General features: G+C 64.0%; 15 protein-coding genes. 5 read left to right on the top strand and 10 right to left on the bottom strand.

The window, feature by feature from the left end; genetic code table 11:
* Positions 1–19 precede the first annotated feature (19 nt).
* The gene (dmeF, locus tag QN085_RS21990; RefSeq protein ID WP_041505615.1) at positions 20–961 is read right to left on the bottom strand and encodes a CDF family Co(II)/Ni(II) efflux transporter DmeF; all 942 of its coding nucleotides are present in this window, start codon (positions 959–961) and stop codon (positions 20–22) included.
* Positions 962–1031: 70 nt separating this feature from the next.
* Here dmeF and QN085_RS21985 point away from each other — a divergent pair, with 70 nt between their 5' ends.
* Positions 1032–1307: a metal/formaldehyde-sensitive transcriptional repressor gene (locus tag QN085_RS21985; RefSeq protein WP_003258414.1), complete on the top strand. Its 276-nt coding sequence runs from the start codon at positions 1032–1034 to the stop codon at positions 1305–1307.
* A 123-nt stretch (positions 1308–1430) separates the two neighbouring features.
* Here QN085_RS21985 and QN085_RS21980 read toward each other — a convergent pair whose 3' ends face one another.
* The 7 genes from QN085_RS21980 to QN085_RS21950 form a co-directional block, all read right to left on the bottom strand.
* Positions 1431–2363, bottom strand: coding sequence for a phosphatidate cytidylyltransferase (locus QN085_RS21980; RefSeq protein WP_015271818.1), 933 nt, complete (start codon positions 2361–2363; stop codon positions 1431–1433).
* Position 2364: 1 nt separating this feature from the next.
* The gene (locus tag QN085_RS21975) at positions 2365–2988 is read right to left on the bottom strand and encodes a lysophospholipid acyltransferase family protein (protein WP_013974237.1); all 624 of its coding nucleotides are present in this window, start codon (positions 2986–2988) and stop codon (positions 2365–2367) included.
* Between the two features lie 10 nt (positions 2989–2998).
* On the bottom strand, positions 2999–3430 hold the full coding sequence (locus QN085_RS21970; RefSeq protein ID WP_013974236.1) for a hypothetical protein: 432 nt from the start codon (positions 3428–3430) through the stop codon (positions 2999–3001).
* Entirely contained in the window at positions 3427–4890 is a 1464-nt protein-coding gene (locus tag QN085_RS21965; protein WP_041505616.1) for a phosphatase PAP2/dual specificity phosphatase family protein, read from the bottom strand. The genes QN085_RS21970 and QN085_RS21965 overlap by 4 nt, the downstream gene beginning before the upstream one ends.
* Positions 4891–6645 (bottom strand): bifunctional alpha/beta hydrolase/class I SAM-dependent methyltransferase, encoded by a 1755-nt coding sequence (locus QN085_RS21960; RefSeq protein WP_024087745.1) that lies wholly within the window; start codon positions 6643–6645, stop codon positions 4891–4893.
* Between the two features lie 30 nt (positions 6646–6675).
* Positions 6676–7281 carry a CDP-alcohol phosphatidyltransferase family protein gene (locus tag QN085_RS21955; protein WP_023660845.1) on the bottom strand — a complete coding sequence of 202 codons (606 nt, stop codon included), beginning with the start codon at positions 7279–7281 and terminating at the stop codon, positions 6676–6678.
* A 400-nt stretch (positions 7282–7681) separates the two neighbouring features.
* The gene (locus QN085_RS21950; protein WP_023660844.1) at positions 7682–8563 is read right to left on the bottom strand and encodes a LysR family transcriptional regulator; all 882 of its coding nucleotides are present in this window, start codon (positions 8561–8563) and stop codon (positions 7682–7684) included.
* 77 nt (positions 8564–8640) lie between these two features.
* Between QN085_RS21950 and QN085_RS21945 the strand changes: the two genes are divergently transcribed.
* Entirely contained in the window at positions 8641–9405 is a 765-nt protein-coding gene (locus QN085_RS21945) for a sulfite exporter TauE/SafE family protein (RefSeq protein WP_013974231.1), read from the top strand.
* Here QN085_RS21945 and QN085_RS21940 read toward each other — a convergent pair.
* On the bottom strand, positions 9395–9709 hold the full coding sequence (locus tag QN085_RS21940) for a putative quinol monooxygenase (protein ID WP_003258316.1): 315 nt from the start codon (positions 9707–9709) through the stop codon (positions 9395–9397). The genes QN085_RS21945 and QN085_RS21940 overlap by 11 nt on opposite strands.
* Positions 9710–9867: 158 nt before the next feature.
* Between QN085_RS21940 and mdaB the strand changes: the two genes are divergently transcribed.
* The 3 genes from mdaB to ggt all read left to right on the top strand — a co-directional run bounded on the left by mdaB (position 9868) and on the right by ggt (position 13322).
* On the top strand, positions 9868–10458 hold the full coding sequence (gene mdaB / locus QN085_RS21935; protein ID WP_013974230.1) for an NADPH:quinone oxidoreductase MdaB: 591 nt from the start codon (positions 9868–9870) through the stop codon (positions 10456–10458).
* Between the two features lie 182 nt (positions 10459–10640).
* Positions 10641–11537, top strand: a complete 897-nt coding sequence (locus QN085_RS21930) for a LysR family transcriptional regulator (RefSeq protein ID WP_024087744.1) — start codon at positions 10641–10643, stop codon at positions 11535–11537.
* Between the two features lie 117 nt (positions 11538–11654).
* Complete coding sequence (gene ggt / locus QN085_RS21925) at positions 11655–13322, top strand: gamma-glutamyltransferase (protein WP_013974228.1); 1668 nt, start codon at positions 11655–11657, stop codon at positions 13320–13322.
* 138 nt (positions 13323–13460) lie between these two features.
* Here the strand turns inward: ggt and QN085_RS26060 are convergent, their stop codons facing one another.
* Positions 13461–14165 carry a methyl-accepting chemotaxis protein gene (locus QN085_RS26060; protein ID WP_406834074.1) on the bottom strand — a complete coding sequence of 235 codons (705 nt, stop codon included), beginning with the start codon at positions 14163–14165 and terminating at the stop codon, positions 13461–13463.
* Positions 14166–14231: the final 66 nt, after the last annotated feature.

The following is a 14231-nucleotide window of genomic DNA, read 5'->3' as shown; positions in this document are numbered from 1 at the left end:
GTCCAGCTGTCTGGTCGCGCTATGCCAGGCGGTTGACCTCGACGGTGATGTGCGCCAGTTCTTCGTGTACGCCCAGGGCCTGGCGCACACTGTCGGCGCTGAGTTCGGCCCAGGCGGCCAGGCCGAGAATGCAGGCGTACTGGTCTTTGCCCACGCGCCACACGTGCAGGTCGGTGATGCTGGCCGGCACCGGCAGCTGCGCGACCACCGCGCGGATTTCTTCCACTACCGGCGCGTCCATCTCCGCATCCAGCAGCACCCGCCCGGTATCGCGCAGCAGCCCGCGGGCCCACAGCGCCACCAGCAGCGCACCGACCAGGCCCATGACCGGGTCGAGCCACCCGGCGCCCCAGTACTTGCCGGCCAGCAGGGCAACGATAGCCAGCACCGAGGTGGCTGCGTCGGCCATCACGTGCAGGTAGGCCGAGCGCAGGTTCAGGTCGTGGTGATGGTGGCCATGGTCATGGTGATGGTCGTGGCCATGGTGGTGATGATCGTGACGGTGATGGTCGTCACGCAGCAGCCAGGCGCAGATCAGGTTGACGGCCAGGCCCACGGCGGCGATGAAGATCGCCTCGTCATAGTGGATCGGCCCCGGTGCCAGCAGGCGCTGCACCGACTGGAACGCCATCAACCCGGCCACGCCCAGCAACAGCAGGGCGCTGGAGTAGCCGCCGAGAATCTCGATCTTCCAGGTGCCGAAGGCAAAGCGCCGGTCGCCGGCATAACGCCGCGCGGCGGCATAGGCCAGCAGCGACAGGCCCAGGGCCAGGGCGTGGGAGCTCATGTGCCAGCCGTCGGCCAGCAACGCCATGGAATTGAAGAACCAGCCCCCGGTAATTTCCGCCACCATCATCACTGCGGTCAGCCACACGGCCAGGCGCGTCTTGCGCTCGGCGCTCAGGTTGCTGGTATGGAACTGGTGGCTGTGCTGCCAGCGGTCTGAGGTTTGTGTCGCCATGGTTTATCATGCTCCCGGAACGTCGAGAAATATACTATACCCCAGTATACCTAGCATGGTGTGAAACCCAATGGCACATACCCTGAAGAGCAAGAAGCAGCTGCTGACCCGGGTGCGCAAGATCAAAGGCCAGGCCGCAGCCCTGGAGACAGCGCTGGAGCAGGACAAGGACTGCCTGGCGATACTGCAGCAGATCGCCGCCGTGCGCGGTGCGGTGAACGGGCTGATGGCCGAAGTGATGGAAGGGCATATCCGCGAACACCTGGTGGCGGACGGGCTGAGTGCCGAGGAGCGGCAGGACGAGGCGGACAAGGTGGCGACGTTGCTGCGGTCGTACCTCAAGTGAATTAGGTGGGTAGGCACGCCCCAGCAATTTGTGCACCACTGCTGGAGTCCTGGGGCCGCTCTGCGGCCCTTTCGCGATACAAGGCCGCTCCTACAGGGGCCTCTATACCCCCAGGGGGTATGATTACGCCCACCAATACCGCACAAAGTGGAAGAACACCGGCGCGGCAAAGCACACCGAATCCATGCGGTCGAGCATGCCGCCGTGGCCTTCGATCATGTGCCCCCAGTCCTTCACCCCACGGTCGCGCTTGATCGCCGACATCACCAGCCCGCCGAAGAAGCCCATGGCGTTCACCGCCAACGCCATCAGCGCGGCCTGCCAGAAGGTGAACGGGGTGATCCAGCACAGCAGGGCGCCGATCAGGGTGGCCAGCGCCACGCCGCCGGCCAGGCCTTCGACGGTCTTGGATGGTGACAGGTTGGGCGCTACCTTGTGCTTGCCGAACAGCTTGCCACACACGTACTGCAGCACGTCGCTGATCTGCACCACCAGGATCAGCCAGGCAATCAGCAGCAGGTTGCGGCCCTCGTAACCCGGGATGTCCAGGGTCATCAATGCCGGCACCGACGACACGCAGTACACCGCGATCATCAGCCCCCATTGCACCTTCGAGGCGCGCTCGAGAAAGCGCGTGGTGTCGCCGCCGAAGCTGGCCAGGATCGGCAGCAACAGGAACAGGTACACCGGGATGAAGATGCTGAACAACCCGTACCAGTCCATGGCGATCAGCACGTATTGCACCGGCAGCGCCACATAGAACGCCGCCACCAGCGCCGGGTAGTCGCTGCGCCGGGTCGGGGTGAGCGTCATGAACTCGCGCAAGGCATAGAATGACACGCCGTAGAACAGCACGATCACGCCGTACTTGCCGAACAGGAAGGCGATGCCGATCACCAGCACCATCACCCACCAGGCGTTGATGCGGGCGTTGAGGTTGTCGATCACCGCGTGCGGTGCCGGGCCGGCGCGCCATTTGAGCAGGCGGCCGATCACGCTGGCGAGCAGCAGCAGGGCGCCGATGCCGGCAAACAGGGAAAGGGTGTTGTCGTCCATCTCAGGCATCCTTGGGGGCCAGGTTCAGCAAGGCCCGGCTGGCCCGCTCGAGAAAGGCTTGCTTGCTTTCATCCGCCTGCAGGTGCAGCGGCTCGCCAAAGCTCAATGTGCACAACAACGGCAACGGCAGGGCGCGACCTTTGGGCATCACCCGGTTGAGATTGGCGATCCATACCGGCACCAGTTCGACTTCGGGGTTGGCTGCTGCCAAGTGGTACAGCCCGCTCCTGAACGGCATCAGCGGCTCGTCGCCGAGATTGCGAGTGCCCTCCGGGAAAAAGATCAGCGAGTCGCCCTGGGCCACTGCTTCGAGGATCGGCTGCAACGGGCTGCCCTGGCCGGCGCTGTGTTGCCGGTTGATCAGCACACCGTTGAACACCTTGCGGATAAGAAAATCGCGAATACCCGGCTTGGCCCAGTAATCGGCACCGGCTACCGGACGGGTACGCTTGCGCAGCGGCTGCGGCAGCGAGGCCCACAGCAGCACGAAATCACCATGGCTGCTGTGGTTGGCGAAATACAGGCGCTGCACCGGCAGCGGCGTGCAGCCCAGCCACAGGGCGCGGGCACCGGTGATCAGGCGGGCGGCGGAAGTGATGAGGTAGGCGGTCAGGTTGGCGAGCATGGATCGGTAGTCATCCCTTCAAAGGCAGTGTCAGCAGGGTAGCCAAGGCCAGCGACAGCTGCAGGCCCAGGCACACTGCCTGGCGGCGCAACAGGGCCAGCGCGGCCCGGCTACGGGCAGGCCATGCTCGGGTGTCGGCGGCCTGCGGTTTGAGTTTCAGCTCGAACAGTGCGTGGTCCAGGGCCTGGGTGTCCGCCGCCAGGTCGCGGCTGGCGGCGAGGCGGGCGAACAATTGGGCATCGATGGCCACACGGACGGCCCAGTACTTGTGCAGCACGCCTAGTACCAGCAGCGCAATGCACAGCAGGCTGGCCAGCGGTTGCAATTGGGCACCCAGCAAGGGCGCCAAACCGTAGGCCAGGGCCAGCAGGGTGAGGCCGTCCGACAGGCGTTCCAGTTGTTTGCCTCGGCCCAGCAGGCTGGCCACCACGTACAGCGTCATGGTTGTGTCCCTAGCTGTTGCAAGGCCTGGCGGTGTGCGCTGTGCAGCACCACGCCAGGGCGGGCCTTGCGGATCAGCGCTTCGGCCTGGCGAGCATCACTGCAGCGGCCCGTGAGCACCAGCCAGGCTGCCACGGCGCTGGCGCTGCGCGAATAGCCCAGGGCGCAGCAGACCAGCACCGGGCCTTGCGAGCGCAGGCGTTCGATGGCGACGGCGGCTTGGTGCAGCAATGGGCTTTCCGGGGCGATCAGGTCCAAGGTAGGAAAACATGCGTAGCCATGCGCTGCCTGACCGGCTGACGCGGACCCTGTGGGAGCGGCCTTGTGTCGCGAAAGGGCCGCGAAGCGGACCCAGCAATATCTGCTGCGAAGCTGAAAATCTGGGGCCGCTTCGCGGCCCTTTCGCGACACAAGGCCGCTCCCACAAGTGTCCGCGACAGGGCGGCCAACAATGCACGGTAGTTCTGCGCATAAATCGACCACCGCAGCGAACTGCGCGCCACACCCAGGAATCCGCCCAAGGTAGACGCCATCACACACTTCATCCGCCTGCGGGTGCCGCCAGGTCCACAACCGCGAGTTGACCCACGCCCCAATCAGGTACGGTGCCAGCAGCCAGCTGGCTGCATTCGACAAGCGCCCATCGGCGCCTTTCTGAAACCCGCCTGCACCGAGCACGCCATAGTTCAGCGCCACCAAAGCCAGCGACACGGCCGGCCAGGTCAACCACAGCCAGGCGCCGCCCAACGCAACGGCAGGCACTGCGCACAGCAGCCCACCCACTGTATAGAACAACGCCAACCGCCAACGCTTGGCATCCCGCGCAAGGCGCACCTGCTGCCAGGGCAGTTGCCCTTGATGTGGCCACAACCAGACGCAGACGAACCCCGCCAATGCCCCGGTCGGCACGTCGACGAAATGGTGCTGCCAGGTGGTCAGCACCGACACCCCGATCAGTGCCATCCAGCCATGCATCAGCCAACGCCAGGGCTGGCGCTGCACGTGCCGGGCAAACATCGTCCAGATGATCACCAGCAGGGCAATATGCAGCGACGGTGCCTGGTTGAACGGCTTGTCGAAGCCCATGAGCACATCGAACATCCAGCCGAACACCCCGCCCAGTTCCGGCCGCTCGAAGGTGAAACGCAGCGGCCAGAGCAGGAAGCAGCTGACGCTGATCAGCTGCGCGGTGAGTAGCGCCAGCGCGTGCCGGTCCATTTCCTGGCGCGTGCGTGGCAGCAGGAAGGACAAACCGTAGAGCAGGTCGATCGACCAGTACGGGATGATCGTCCACGGCCACAACGGCATGCGGCTTTCCCAGCCGAACACCAGGCTGCCGACATCACTGCGCCCGGCGGTATGGTTGTTCGCCAGCCCGTAACTGAGGAAAAACAGCGGCCCCAGCAACAGAAGCCAGAACACGCCTCGGCGGATCAGCCGGGGCTCGCGTGATGGGCTCATTCAGCGCACCCGTTGTGCCAGGCTGACGCTGAAAATGCCCCATTCATCGATGCGTTGGGCCAGCTTGCGGAACCCGGCCGCTTCTACCAGCTGGTCCATTTCGGCCTGGCTGCGGCGACGCATCACCCAGGCCTCCCCGCCGCGGTGGCTGGTGAGGGCGCGGGCGATCATTTCCAGTTGCGGGTGCCACGGCTGGCCGGTGTAGACCAAATAGCCGCCATCTTCCAGCGCATCCGCCAGGCCGGCCAGCGAGTTGCCTACCAACTGGTTGCTGGCGAACAGTTCGTACAGGCCGGAGACCACGGCCAGGGTCGGTGGTTGTTCCAGGGTGGCCAGGCTCTGGCGGTCGAAGGCATCGCCCTGGACGAAGCGGGCGATGTCGGCCAGGCCCTTTTCTGCAATCAGTGCGCTGCCTTGCTGCACGTTCAGTTCGCTGTAGTCACGCAGCAGGATCGAATCCGGCAGCTGTTCGAGCTCCTGCAGGGCCTCGAGAATGTAGCGGCCATGGCCGGCGGCGATATCGACGATGTGCACCGGCCGCTGCTGTTCGCGCAGGCGGACGATGGCCAGGCGCAGCAGTTCCTCTACGTGAAGCTTGCGCTGGCGGATGCCACGCCAGCCGATGGCGTCGAGGTAGTTCTGGTCGATCAGGCGGCCGAGCTTGCCTTTGCCGGTCGGCTGGTTGCGGTACACGTAGTCCAGGGTACTGCCCGAGTCGAAACCGGTATCGAAACCCAGCTTCACACCTTCGGACAGCCCATTGCCCAGCCGCAGCCCGGCACGGGTAGCACGCCAGTAAAGGTCGCGGGGCGAGTTGCGCGGCAGCGGTGCGGCCAGGCTTTCGGCTTCGGCGCAGCTGGCGCCGATCTTGTCGGCATCGAGTAGTGACGGCAGGGCGGCGGGGCTGGCGAAGCAATGTTCGACAAACCGCTCGATGCGCCGCAAGGCATGGGCCCTGTCACGCTCGCCAAGGGTGTCGTGGAAAAAGCCTGGCAGGATGTGCATTTCCTTGCGCGCACTGCCCAGGCGTTCGAAGAAGCGTTCCTGCGGTTGGCGTTCGACCACGAAGTCGGCACCGGACACCAGCAGCTGGGTTGGCAACTGAATGGCCTGGGCATCCGCCACCACCCGGTCGGCGGCTTCGTACAGGCCCAGCAGCATGGTCACCGAAATCGGCCGGCTGATCAGCGGGTCGGCCACGTACGACATGACCCGTTCGGGGTCGTGGGTGAGCAGGCGGGGCTTGACGTAGCTGTTTACGAAGAAGTTTCCGCGCAAGGCTTTCAGCAGTTTCAGGCCGGTGCGGGCGAACGGCACATACAGTTTGACCTTGAACGCTGGCGAGGCCAGCACCAGGCAGCGCACCTTGGGCGCGTAGTCGTGGGCCCAGGTGGCCACGAGCACGGCCCCTACGCTCTGCGCCAGCACCACCAGGTCCTGTTCGGCGATGCCATGGCTGGCCTGGATGTGCTCGATGAAGGTCTGCACATCGCGCACGCTGGTGGCGAAGCCCGGGCTGTCGCCACGCGCGCCCGGCGAATGGCCGTGGCCGCGGGCATCCCAGGCGAAGAAATCGTAGCCCGGCATGTCCAGCTCGTCGGCCAGGTGTGCCATGCGCCCGCCGTGTTCGTGGCCGCGATGGAACATCACCACGGCCCGGCGTGGCTGGTGTTGGTTACGCGTGGCAGGCCAGTGACGGTAATGCAGCTCGACGCCGTCATGGGTGGAGAAGTGCAGCGCTTGCGCTTGGCGCATGGTCGACATCCTTTTGCGACGGCAGTGGGCTCAGCGGGTTTCGGCCAGCCCCTGGCGAACCCGGTTGTAGAGGGTATAGAGCGAGAGTGCGAGGATGACCAGCAACAAGCCGTTGAGCCAGGTGCCATTCAGCAGGCCTAGAGCGACACCGGTACCCAGCACACCGAAGGCAAAGGCCCGGTCGCTCTTGCCCATTGGGCCATCGTAGCGCCGTGAAGCACCGGCCAGTGGGCCCATGACACCGGCGTATTCGCTGAAGGTGGCGCTGAGCACCACGAGCACGACCAAGGTTGGCGATACACCGGCCAGCAGGGCGAAGGGCAGGTACAGCGCGGCATCGGCGATCACGTCGCACAGTTCGTTGAGGTAGGCACCGAGGGTGGATTGCTGGCCGAACTCGCGGGCGAGCATGCCGTCGACAGCGTTCAGTGCCATGCGCAGCAGCATCCAGACTGGCTCCAGGATGAACAGCCAGGTGAGATGGGGCAGGGCAGCCAGCAGCAGGCCCAGCAGGATTGACAGCAGGGCGGCGGCGACAGTGACCTGGTTGGCGGTGACACCGCGGTCATGGAGGCGCTGGACAGCAGGGCGGAGCATGGCCTGGAAGTGCGGTTTGAGCTGGTAGATCGATGCCACTGGAAAGTCCTTTTCGGTGGGGCGTTATGGCGCCATTGTGTGTGAGCCTTCTTTGCGGGTAAACCCGCTCCCACAGGTATAGTGTCCAGCCGAGAGATACCACACATCCTGTGGGAGCAGGTTCACCCGCAAACACGGGCGAAGCCCGTGCCATCAATCGCGGTGCCTGCTTCGCGGGCTCGCCCGCTCCCACAGGTATAGTGTCCAGCCGAGAGATACCACACATCCTGTGGGAGCAGGTTCACCCGCGAACACGGGCGAAGCCCGTGCCATCAATCGCGGTGCCTGCTTCGCGGGCTCGCCCGCTCCCACAGGTATAGCGTCCATCCGAGAGCTACCACATATCCTGTGGGAGCGGGTTCACCCGCGAACACGGGCGAAGCCCGTGCCATCCACTTCGTCAGCGGGTGAGGGTGGTTACCAACCCTGCGGCATACCCCGGCAATGCCGCAAAATCGCGTGCACACACCAGCAACCGGCGTTTGGCCCATGGTTCCGTCATCGCCACCCAGTGCAACGGCAATACCCCTTGCCAGCGCTTCACCGCAGCCAGCGGCACAATCCCTACTCCGGCTCCGCCCGCAACCATGCGGATCACGCCATCGAACCCTTCGGCACGCACCCGAACCCGCATGCGCCGGCCCTCGCGCAGTGCCTGCTCTTCCAGGTACAACGCCAGTGCACTGCCGACACCCAGGCCGACATAGCCATGGGCCAGGCTATCGATGAAGCTCGGCGCTTCCTCGCTGGCCAGTGGATGGCGCTGCGGCGTTACAAGCACCAGTGGGTCTTCGCGAAACGGCCGGGTCTGCAGGTGCTCGCTGGGGGCGGCGGTTGAAACTATGCCCAGGTCCGCCATGCCCTGGGTAATCGACTGCACGATGCGCAGGCTCGGCAACTCCTGCACATCCACACTGACGCCTGGGTTTTCAGCCAGGTAGCCGGCCAGCAGCTCCGGCAGGTATTCCGTGAGTGCAGCCGTGTTGCACAGCAGGCGCACCTGGCCCTGCTGCCCTTGAACGTACTGGCCCAGGTCGAACTGCAGGCGCTCGACCTGCTGCGATATCAGCCGGGCATGCTGCAGCAGTGCCTGGCCGGCCAGAGTTGCTTGCACGCCACGGCGGTTGCGTTCCAGCAAAGGGATGCCCAGCGAAGCCTCCATGGCGCGGATCCGCGCACTGGCTGCTGCCAGCGAAAGATGGCTGCGGCTGGCACCGGCGGTGATGTTGCCGCACTCCAGGGTGTGCTGGAACAGCCTGAGGTCGATCAGGTCGAAATGCATGTGGCTCTGTCCTGGCAAGAGTCTGGCTGAGTATATGGCAGATTTTCAGCCCGGCCGACGCACGCCATCATCGGCCCATGAATACCTTGCTCGCTTTCTACCAGAACATTGGCCCAGCGCTGTCGCTGCTGGTGGTACTGACTTTCCTGCTGGCCGGCGCGGTGAAGGGGGTGATCGGCCTCGGCTTGCCGACAATCGCCATGGGCCTGCTGGGCCTGGCTATGTCACCGGCGCAGGCTGCGGCATTGCTGATTGTGCCTTCGACCCTCACCAACCTCTGGCAGCTGGCCAGTGGGGGGCACCTGCGGAGGTTGCTGGCACGCCTGTGGCCGATGCTGGCGATGATCTTCGTCGGTACCTTGCTGGGCAGCGCCTGGCTGGGGATCAACAGCGGCCCTTGGGCCGCACATGCACTGGGCGCGGCCTTGATGGTGTATGCGCTGTACGGGCTGGTCGGTCCGGGCCTGCGCCTGGCACCGGGGCGGGAGCTTTGGCTGGCGCCGCTTTGCGGGCTGGTCACGGGCGTGGTCACGGCGGCGACCGGGGTGTTCGTGATACCGGCTGTACCCTACCTGCAGAGCCTGGGTTTGAATCGGGATCAGATGGTCCAGGCCCTGGGCCTTTCGTTCACGGTTTCGACCCTGGCCCTGGCCGTTGGCCTGGCCGGGCAGCATGCCCTGGGTGGCCAGGCGCTGGGTGCTTCGCTGCTGATGCTGGCGCCGGCCTTCGTCGGCATGCTGGCCGGCCAGTGGCTGCGGCAGCGCATCAGTACGCCGCTGTTCAAACGGTGCTTCTTCATCGGCCTGGCCGCGCTCGGCGGCCATTTGCTGATCAGCGGTTAGCGCTTGATGCGCTGAGCATGTCGATCATCTGGATGTCAAAATCGCGTTCCAGGTAGTCCATGCGTTTTTCGAAGAACGCGGTCATGTGCGGCAGTGCCGAATGCACATCCAGCGCGGCCTTGTCGGCCCAGACCTCGAAGAACACGAACAGGCTCGGGTCCTGCTTGTCGCGCAGCATGTGGTACTCGATGCAGCCCGGCTCCTGGCGGCTTGGCTCGACGTAAGCGCGGAATAGGGTTTCGAACGCTTCAGCCATTTCCGGGCGGGTCTTGGCTTTGAGGATGAAGGCGTACTGCTCACTCATGGGTCGCTACTCGGTGATGGGAGGTGATGCGATTCTAAAGCAATAATGCATTATTGATTCGTGACTTCAGGTCAATTGTATTTTGCCGCTGCATTACTGTATCCCGCGCCCGCGAGCCCCTAACCTGCCGGCCTGAATTTTTTTTCCGCGAGGCCCGCATGAAGAAGATCCTTTTGCTCAACGGTGGTAAACAGTTCGCCCACTCCGACGGTCGTCTGAACACGACCTTGCACGAAGCGGCCATCGCTCACCTGGACCGGGCCGGTTTCGATGTACGCCAGACCTTCATCGACGGTGGCTATGATGCCCAGGAAGAGGTGGAGAAGTTCCTCTGGGCCGATGTGGTCATCTACCAGATGCCCGGCTGGTGGATGGGCGCGCCATGGACCGTTAAAAAGTACATCGACGAGGTGTTCACCGCCGGCCACGGTAGTTTGTATGCCAACGACGGCCGTACCCGTTCGGACCACTCGCAGAAGTACGGCAGTGGTGGCCTGGTGCACGGCAAGCAGTACATGCTTTCGCTGACCTGGAATGCACCGCTGCAGGCATTCGACGACCCTAGCGATTTCTTCGAGGGCAAGGGGGTGGACGCGGTGTACTTCCCATTCCACAAGGCCAACCAGTTCCTCGGCATGACCGGGTTGCCGACTTTCCTGGCGGTGGATGTGATGAAGCGGCCGGATGTGCCGGCTGCTTTGGCGGCCTATGAGGCGCATCTGGACAAGGTATTTGGCAAGGCACAGTAAGGTTTTTCCTGTGCTGGCCTCTTCGCGGGTAAACCCGCTCCCACAGGTACCCCACAGTCTTTGACAACCGTGCAGCACTTGTGGGAGCGGGTTTACCCGCGAAGAGGCCAACACAGGCACCGCTGGACTTGGCCTCGACAAGCGGCTATCTATCCCTGCAGAGACCAATCACAGGCGCAGATGTGAAAACCCGATCCGAAGAACTCCAGGTATTTGTCACCGTCATCGACTGCGGCTCGATTTCCGCTGCTGCCGAGCAGATGGGCCAGACTCCGTCTGCCGTCAGCCGTACCCTGTCGCGCCTTGAAGGCAAGCTGGGTACCACGCTGGTCAACCGCACTACCCGACGCATGGACCTGACCGAGGAGGGCCGCTTCTTCCTCGAGCGCGCGCGGTTGATCCTGGAACAGATGGACGAGATGGAAGAGCGCCTGTCGATGAACCGCCAGACCCCCACCGGGCGCCTGCGCATCAACGCCGCCGCGCCGTTCATGCTGCATGCCATCCTGCCGTGGATCGGTGAGTTCCGCCGCCAATTCCCTGGCATCGAACTGGAACTCAATACCGACGACCTGATCATCGACCTGCTGGAGCAGAGCACCGATGTGGCAATCCGCATCGGTGAACTCGCCGACTCCAGCCTGCACGCGCGCAGCCTGGGATGCAGCCCGGTACAGGTGCTGGCCAGCCCGGCCTACCTCGAGCAACACGGCACGCCGCAGCGGGTTGAGGACCTGGCCAACCACTGCCTGCTTGGCTTCAGCCAGCCCGAATCGCTCAACCACTGGCCACTGCGCCATGCCCAGGGTGACCGCTGGAGCATCCGCCCGGCGCTGATCGCCTCCAGCGGCGAGACCCTGCGCCAATTGGCGCTGGCCGGCGAGGGCATCGTCAGCCTTTCGCACTTCATGACCCACGAGGACATCCGCGCCGGGCGCCTGCAAGTGCTGCTGAGCGAAGCCAACAACGGCTATCGCCAGCCGATCCATGCGGTGTACTACCGCAACACCCAGCTGGCGCTGCGTATCCAGTGCTTCCTCGATTTCATCCAGCGCAAGTTGGCGATGTACGCCAGCTGAGTTGCCTGAACGCGACAGGTCCTGTCCACGGGCGGCGAAACTTCCTGCGGTTTATTGCACAGTCGAAGCGCTTCGGCCTTACTGACTGCTCAACAAAAACAACACCAAGGAAGTGTCATGCGTATTGCTCCGTTCCAGTACCTGGCTCTCGCAGCCGCGATCCTGAGCTGTTCCTCGGTCCATGCCGCCAATCTTGAGGGCGGCGCAGTGGCCGCGCCCGATCAATATGGTGCACAGGTGGCCGCCGATATCCTCAAGAAAGGCGGCAACGCGGTGGATGCGGCAGTGGCCACGGCTTTCACCCTGGCGGTGACTTATCCCGAGGCTGGCAACATCGGCGGTGGCGGGTTCATGACCCTGTTCGTAGACGGCAAACCCTACTTCCTCGATTACCGCGAAGTCGCGCCCAAGGCCGCCACGCGCAACATGTACCTGGACGAAAAGGGTGAGGTCATCGAAAACCTCAGCCTGGTCGGGGCACGTGCTGCTGGCGTTCCGGGCACGGTGATGGGGTTGTGGGAGGCGCATCAGAAGTTCGGCAAGCTGCCCTGGAGCGAACTGCTGACCCCGGCCATCGGCTATGCGAAAAACGGCTTCAAGGTTGCGGCCAAGCAGTACCAGTACCGCAACGACGCCCAGGGCATGTTCAAGACCGCGACCAATTTCAACGACTACTTCGGCAACATGAAGGTCGGCGAGCTTTTCAAGCAACCGGAAATGGCCCAGACCCTGGAACGCATCGCCGACAAGGGCGTGAGCGAGTTCTATCAGGGCAAGACCGCCGACCTGCTGGTGGCGCAGATGCAGGCCGACAAGGGCCTGATCACCAAGCAGGACCTCAAGGACTACAAGGCCGTATGGCGTGAGCCGATGGCCGTGAGCTGGCGTGGCAACGTGGTGTATACCGCGCCACCGCCAAGCTCCGGTGGTGTCGCCCTGGCCCAGCTGCTGGGTATCAAGGAAAACCGGGCGGCGGACTTCAAGGGGGTGGCGCACAACTCGGCGCAGTACATACACCTGTTGGCCGAGATCGAGAAGCGCGTGTTCGCCGACCGCGCCGACTACCTTGGCGACCCGGCCTTCACCAAAGTGCCGGTGGATCAGCTGGTGGCCAAGGACTACCTGGCCAAGCGCGCCGCGCAGGTCAACCCGAAGGCCATTTCCGATACCGACAAGGTCAAGCCGGGCCTGGAACCGCACCAGACCACGCACTTCTCGATCGTCGACAAGCAGGGCAATGCGGTCAGCAACACCTACACCCTCAACCTCGACTACGGCAGTGGTGTGGTGGTGAAAGGCGCCGGCTTCCTGCTCAACGACGAGATGGACGATTTCAGCGCCAAGCCGGGGGCGGCGAATGCCTTTGGTGTGGTAGGTGGCGATGCCAATGCCATCGCCCCGGGCAAGCGCATGCTGTCGTCCATGAGCCCCAGCCTGATGACCCGCGATGGCAAGGTCGAGCTGGTCATCGGCACCCCGGGTGGCTCGCGGATCTTCACCTCGATCTTCCAGGTGATGAACAACCTGTACGACTACGGCATGCCGCTGGACAAGGCGGTGGCGGCGCAGCGCGTGCACCATCAGTTGCTGCCCAAGGACACCATCTACTTCGACAGCTATGCACCGCTTACCGGGCCGGTGGCTGATGAACTGAAGAAGATGGGCTATGTGCTGGAGGACCAGGGCTGGGAGATGGGGGATATCCAGGCGATCCGGGTTGATGGGACGAAGCTGGAGACCGCTTCGGATCCGCGTGGGCGCGGGGTAGGCATGATCGTCAAGTAATACCTGCCAGAATGCTGGGAGGGCTTTGCCCTTCTATCGCGACACAAGGCCGCTCCCACAAAGACCTGCGTACGCCGATCAATGTGGGAGCGGCCTTGTGTCGCGATAGGGCCGCAAAGCGGCCCCAAAATTCCAGGATCAGACGCGGAACTGGCTGACCAACGTCTGCAACTGCCCACCCAACCGCGCCAACTCCACGCTGGACGCCGCCGTCTCGTCACTGGCCGCCGCCGTCTGCTCCGACACATCGCGTACATTCAGGATGCTGCGGCTGATCTCCTCCGCCACCGCACTCTGCTGTTCCGCCGCCGCGGCAATCTGCTGGTTCATCGACTGGATGCTCGACACGGTACTGGTGATGCTCTCCAGCGAAGCCCCGGCCTTACGCGCCAGCTCGACGCTGCTATCGGTCAGGGTACGGCTGCCGTGCATGGCCGTAGCCACTTGCTGGGTACCATGCTGCAGGCTTGCGATCAGTTCTTCGATCTCTTCGGTGGATTTCTGCGTGCGTTGGGCCAGGCCGCGCACTTCATCGGCAACCACGGCAAAACCACGGCCAGCCTCGCCGGCACGCGCCGCCTCGATCGCTGCGTTCAGCGCCAGCAGGTTGGTCTGTTCGGCCACCGACTTGATCACGTCCATCACGCTGCCGATCTTCTGGCTTTCCTGCTGCAACAGGTTCATGGCTTCTGTGGAACGGTGCATTTCTTCGGCCAGGCGTTCGATCTGGCCAATTGCTTCGCCTACCACGCGGTCGCCGGCACGGGCTTCGTCATCGGCACCGGTGGCAGCATGCGAGGCCTGCTCGGCATTGCGTGCCACTTCCTGAACGGTAGCGGCCATTTCGTGCATTGCGGTGGCCACCTGGTCGGTCTCGACCTTCTGGCTGTTGGCGCCGGCGCTGGTCTG

The organism is Pseudomonas sp. M2(2023) (assembly GCF_030263955.1).
Taxonomy (GTDB): Bacteria; Pseudomonadota; Gammaproteobacteria; order Pseudomonadales; family Pseudomonadaceae; genus Aquipseudomonas; species Aquipseudomonas asiatica.
The sequence above is the reverse complement of the archived record's forward strand: the minus strand, read 5'-3'. Positions and strand labels throughout refer to the sequence as shown.

Excerpts from the sequence above, each read along its gene's own strand:
- QN085_RS21950 (WP_023660844.1), bottom strand. The coding sequence starts at position 8,563 with ATGCATTTCGACCTGATCGACCTCAGGCTGTTCCAGCACACCCTGGAG.
- QN085_RS21945 (WP_013974231.1), top strand. The coding sequence starts at position 8,641 with ATGAATACCTTGCTCGCTTTCTACCAGAACATTGGCCCAGCGCTGTCG.
- QN085_RS21965 (WP_041505616.1), bottom strand. The coding sequence starts at position 4,890 with ATGAGCCCATCACGCGAGCCCCGGCTGATCCGCCGAGGCGTGTTCTGG.
- QN085_RS21960 (WP_024087745.1), bottom strand. The coding sequence starts at position 6,645 with ATGCGCCAAGCGCAAGCGCTGCACTTCTCCACCCATGACGGCGTCGAG.
- QN085_RS21985 (WP_003258414.1), top strand. The coding sequence starts at position 1,032 with ATGGCACATACCCTGAAGAGCAAGAAGCAGCTGCTGACCCGGGTGCGC.
- QN085_RS21975 (WP_013974237.1), bottom strand. The coding sequence starts at position 2,988 with ATGCTCGCCAACCTGACCGCCTACCTCATCACTTCCGCCGCCCGCCTG.
- QN085_RS21970 (WP_013974236.1), bottom strand. The coding sequence starts at position 3,430 with ATGACGCTGTACGTGGTGGCCAGCCTGCTGGGCCGAGGCAAACAACTG.
- mdaB (WP_013974230.1), top strand. The coding sequence starts at position 9,868 with ATGAAGAAGATCCTTTTGCTCAACGGTGGTAAACAGTTCGCCCACTCC.
- QN085_RS21980 (WP_015271818.1), bottom strand. The coding sequence starts at position 2,363 with ATGGACGACAACACCCTTTCCCTGTTTGCCGGCATCGGCGCCCTGCTG.
- QN085_RS21940 (WP_003258316.1), bottom strand. The coding sequence starts at position 9,709 with ATGAGTGAGCAGTACGCCTTCATCCTCAAAGCCAAGACCCGCCCGGAA.
- ggt (WP_013974228.1), top strand. The coding sequence starts at position 11,655 with ATGCGTATTGCTCCGTTCCAGTACCTGGCTCTCGCAGCCGCGATCCTG.
- dmeF (WP_041505615.1), bottom strand. The coding sequence starts at position 961 with ATGGCGACACAAACCTCAGACCGCTGGCAGCACAGCCACCAGTTCCAT.
- QN085_RS26060 (WP_406834074.1), bottom strand. The coding sequence starts at position 14,165 with ATGGCCGCTACCGTTCAGGAAGTGGCACGCAATGCCGAGCAGGCCTCG.